Origin of the sequence: Streptomyces sp. NPDC059037 (assembly GCF_042740015.1) — a bacterium.
Taxonomy (GTDB): domain Bacteria; phylum Actinomycetota; class Actinomycetes; order Streptomycetales; family Streptomycetaceae; genus Streptomyces.
Genome location: NZ_JBHYIG010000466.1, coordinates 1 through 4,167 on the forward strand (window position 1 = coordinate 1; position 4,167 = coordinate 4,167).

At 71.8% G+C, this 4,167-nt stretch carries 1 protein-coding gene; it reads left to right on the forward strand.

The genetic code is table 11. The features are described from left to right. Positions 1-38: 38 nt before the first annotated feature. On the forward strand, positions 39-4,167 hold a 4,129-nt coding region (locus tag ACFWY6_RS44635; RefSeq protein ID WP_384703429.1), incomplete at its 3' end, for a condensation domain-containing protein.

The following is a 4,167-nucleotide window of genomic DNA, read 5'->3' on the forward strand; positions in this document are numbered from 1 at the left end:
ACACCTCGGGGTCGACGGGCCGTCCGAAGGGTGTGGCGGTGGCGCATCGGGGTGTGGCCAATCTGGTCGAGGCGATGGCGCCGGTGCTGGGTGCCGGTCCGGGCGAGGTGACGTTGCAGTTCGCGTCGTTCAGCTTCGACGCCTCGGTTCTTGACGTCGCCGCCACCCTCGCGTCCGGTGGCACCCTGGCGATCGCTGCCGGCGAGGAGCGTACGGATCCGCAGGCGCTGGCGGAGATGGTCCGGGACAGCGGCGTGACGGTCGCGAGCGTGGTGCCGTCGCTGCTGTCCGTGCTCGACCCGCAGGCCGTGCCGGGGATACGCAACTGGGTGCTGGGCGCCGAGCGGCTGACCGCCGATCTCGCCGCCAAGTGGCGCGCCCAGGCGGGGCTGTGGAACACCTACGGCCCCACCGAATCCACGGTGATCGCCACCGCCGTGGAGCTGCCCGCCGGCCTCACACCGGACGACCAGCCGCCGTCCATGGGCCGCGCCCTGCCCAACACTCAGGTCTTCGTGCTGGACGGCTTCCTGCGCCCGGTGCCGCCGGGTGTGGTGGGTGAGGTCCATCTCGCCGGTCCGGGTCTGGCCCGCGGCTACCTGGGCCGCCCGGGTCTGACGGCGGAGCGCTTTGTGGCCTGTCCGTACGCCGACGGCGGGCGGATGTATCGCACCGGCGACCTGGCGAAGTGGAGCGGCGACGGGCTGCTGCACTTCCAGGGGCGCGCGGACGAGCAGGTCAAGATCCGCGGCTTCCGCATCGAACTGGGCGAGGTCGAGTCCGTCCTCACCGCGCATCCTGCTGTTGCGCAGGCGGTGGTGGTCGTACGGGAGGACCGTCTCGCCGCCTATGTGGTCGCTGTCGGCGAGCTCGCTTCCGCCGCCGTGCACGAGTTCGCCGCGGCGCGCCTCCCGGAGCACATGGTCCCGGCCGCGGTGACGGTGCTGGACGCGCTGCCGCTTACCCCCAACGGCAAGGTGGACAAGGCGGCGCTGCCCGCCGTCGATGCGACGGCTGGTGCGGGCCGCGCGCCGGCGACGCCCGTCGAGGCGCTGCTGTGCGGGCTCTTCGCAGAGGTGCTGGGCCTGGGGGTGGCCGGTGCCGACGACGACTTCTTCGCCCTGGGCGGGGACTCGATCATGTCGATGATGGTCGTATCCGGAGCCCGCCGGGCCGGCCTCGCGGTCACGACCAGGGAGGTCTTCGAGGAGCGGACCGCCGCCCGCATCGCCGCGGTCGCGCTGCCCTTGGGCGACGCTCCCGCTTCCGTCGACACGGCCGCCGGTTCGGGCGATGTGCCGCTCACCCCGGTCATGCTCGAACTGCTGCAGCGGGTGCGGTCGGAGGACCTGTCGGAGGTCTTCCAGTCAGCCCTGGTCGCCACCCCGCGAGGAATGGACGCGGCCACTTTGACGGCCGCGGTGCAGGCGCTGGTGGGCCACCACGACTTACTTCGGGCGCGGTTGGTGCCGGGTGCGGGGGCGCGGCTTGTGGTGCCGGAGGCGGCTTCGGGGCGGGTGTTGGTGTGTCGGGTGGATGCTGCTGTCGCGGATGTGGATGTGGAGGCGCGGGCGGCGGTGGGGCGGTTGGATCCGCCGGGCGGTGTGATGGTGCAGGCGGTGTGGTTTGACGCCGGCGTGGATGCGCCGGGCCGGCTGTTGCTGGTGGTTCATCACTTGGCGGTGGACGGGGTGTCGTGGCGGGTGCTGCTGCCGGATCTGGCAGAGGCGTGTGCGGCGTTGGCCGCCGGTCGGGAGCCGGTGCTGGCGCCGGTGGCGACGTCGTTTCGGCATTGGGCACAGGAGCTTCAGGCGCAGGCCGGTAGCGCGGAGCGCATGGCGGAGCTGGAGGGCTGGACCGCGGTGCAGGCGGGTTCCGACCCGCTGCTGACGGCGCTGCCGCTGGACCCGGCCACGGACTTGGGCACCACTGTGCGGCGGGTGTCGGTGCGGGTGCCGGCGTCGGTGACGTCGGCGCTGCTGACCGGGGTGCCGGCGGCGTTCGGTGCCAAGGTCGATGAGGTGCTGCTGACGGGGCTGGCGGCGGCGATAGGGGAGTGGGGTGACCAGGGCCGGATCTCGTTCCTGGTGGATGTCGAGAGCCACGGTCGGCAGCAGTTCGGCAGCGATGGACTGGATCTGTCGCGGACGGTGGGCTGGTTCACCGGCATCCACCCCGTCCGGCTGGATGTCGGCGGGTCGGTGTCGGTCGGGGAGGTCGTCAAGCGGGTCAAGGAGCAGGTGCGCGCCGTGCCCGGGGATGGCCTGGGCTACGGCATGCTCCGGTATCTGAATGCGGATACGGCGGTGGAGCTGGCGGCGCTGCCGACTGCGCAGGTCGGTTTCAACTACCTGGGCCGCTTCAGCAGCGGCTCGGGCGACGACTGGCAGCTGCTCGGCGACGGCCTGGGAGAGGGCTTCGCGAGCCGGTCGTCGGCGATGCACGCCCTTGAGGCCGAAGGCATCGTCGATGATCTGGCCGAGGGGCCGGAGCTGACGTTGACGTTGGCGTGGCCGGAGCGGCTGCTGGACGCGGGCGCGGCGCAGGCGCTGGTTGATGGCTGGGCGGCGGCCCTGGCGGATATGGCTGCGTATGTGGCGTCGGGTGGTGGCGGTCATACGCCGTCGGATTTCCCGTTGGTGGTGTTGGGGCAGTCGCAGGTGGAGGAGCTGGAGGCGGCAGCACCCGGGCTGGTGGAGGTGCTGCCCGTATCGCCGTTGCAGGAAGGGCTGTTGTTCCACGCGCTGTTTGATCAGCAGAGCACGGATGTGTATGTGGAGCAGCTGGTCCTGGACTTGGAGGGGCGGCTGGACGCAGGTGTTTTGCGGTCGTCGTGGCAGGCGGTGCTTGACCGGCACGGGAGTCTGCGGGCCGGTTTCCGGCAGGTGGCGGGGATCGAGCAGCCGCTGCAGGTGATCGTCGAGGGTGTGCGGTTGCCCTGGCGCGAGGAAGACCTGACGGAACAGCCGGAGCAGGCCGAGGAGTTGGTTCTGGGCGAGCGGGTGCGGGGCTTTGACGTGGCGCGGCCGCCACTGATCCGCGTACTGCTGATCCGGCTGGGTGCGGACCGCTGTCGCATGGTGATCACGCTGCACCACATCCTGCTGGACGGCTGGTCGCTGCCGATCCTGCTGCGGGAGGTATGGGCCGCCTACGCGGCCGGCGGCACCGGCGCAGGACTGCCGGCGGTCACCCCGCACCGTGAACACCTGGCCTGGCTGGCGCAGCAGGACAAGGACGCCGCACGGGCCGCCTGGACGCACGCCCTGTCCGGGCTCGACGAGCCGACCCTCGTGGCCCCCGCCGCCGCGGACGGCACGCCGAGTCCGACCGACCAGCTGACCTTTGCACCGGCCGCCGAACTGACCGGGGCGCTGCGCGAGCTGGCCCGCCGGAGCGGCGTCACGCTGAACACCGTCGTGCAGGCCGCCTGGGCGCTGGTGGCCGGTGGTTTGACGGGCCGCAGGGACGTGGTGTTCGGAGCGACGGTCGCGGGGCGGCCGGCGGAGCTGCCTGGCATGGAGGACATGTTGGGGCTGTTCATCAACACCGTCCCGGTGCGGGTGCGATTCGATCCCGCGCGGACGGTCGCGGAGCTGCTCGCCGACCTGCAGGCTGAGCAGTCCGCACTGCTGGACCACCAGCATCTGGGCCTTACGGAGATCCAGCGGCTGGCCGGTCCGGGCGCGAGCTTTGACACGCTGCTGGCGTTCGAGAACTACCGGGCCGGCGAGAGCGGCCCCCCGCAGCCGCTGCGCCTCACCGGCTCCGGAGTCCGCGAGTCGACCCACTTCGCGCTGACGCTGGGTGTTGACCCGATCGACGGACTGCGGCTGCGGCTCGATCACCGGCTGGACAGCTTCGACGCGGCGGCGGCTGTGGCGATCTCGGAGCGGCTGATACGGGTGCTGACCCGGATGGCGGCTGAGCCGGACGCCCGTATCGGCACGTTGGACGCCCTCGACGAGGCGGAGCGGTCCCTGGTCGTCGACAAGTGGAACGACACGGCGCGGCCGGTGCCGGCGGACACCTGGCTGGAGCTGTTCGGGGCCTGGGCGGTGCTCACGCCGAATGCGGTGGCGGTGCGGTGTGGGGAAGAGGCCGTTTCGTACGGGGAGTTGGAGGTTCGGTCGAATCGGCTGGCTCGGTATCTGCGTGGGCTTGGGG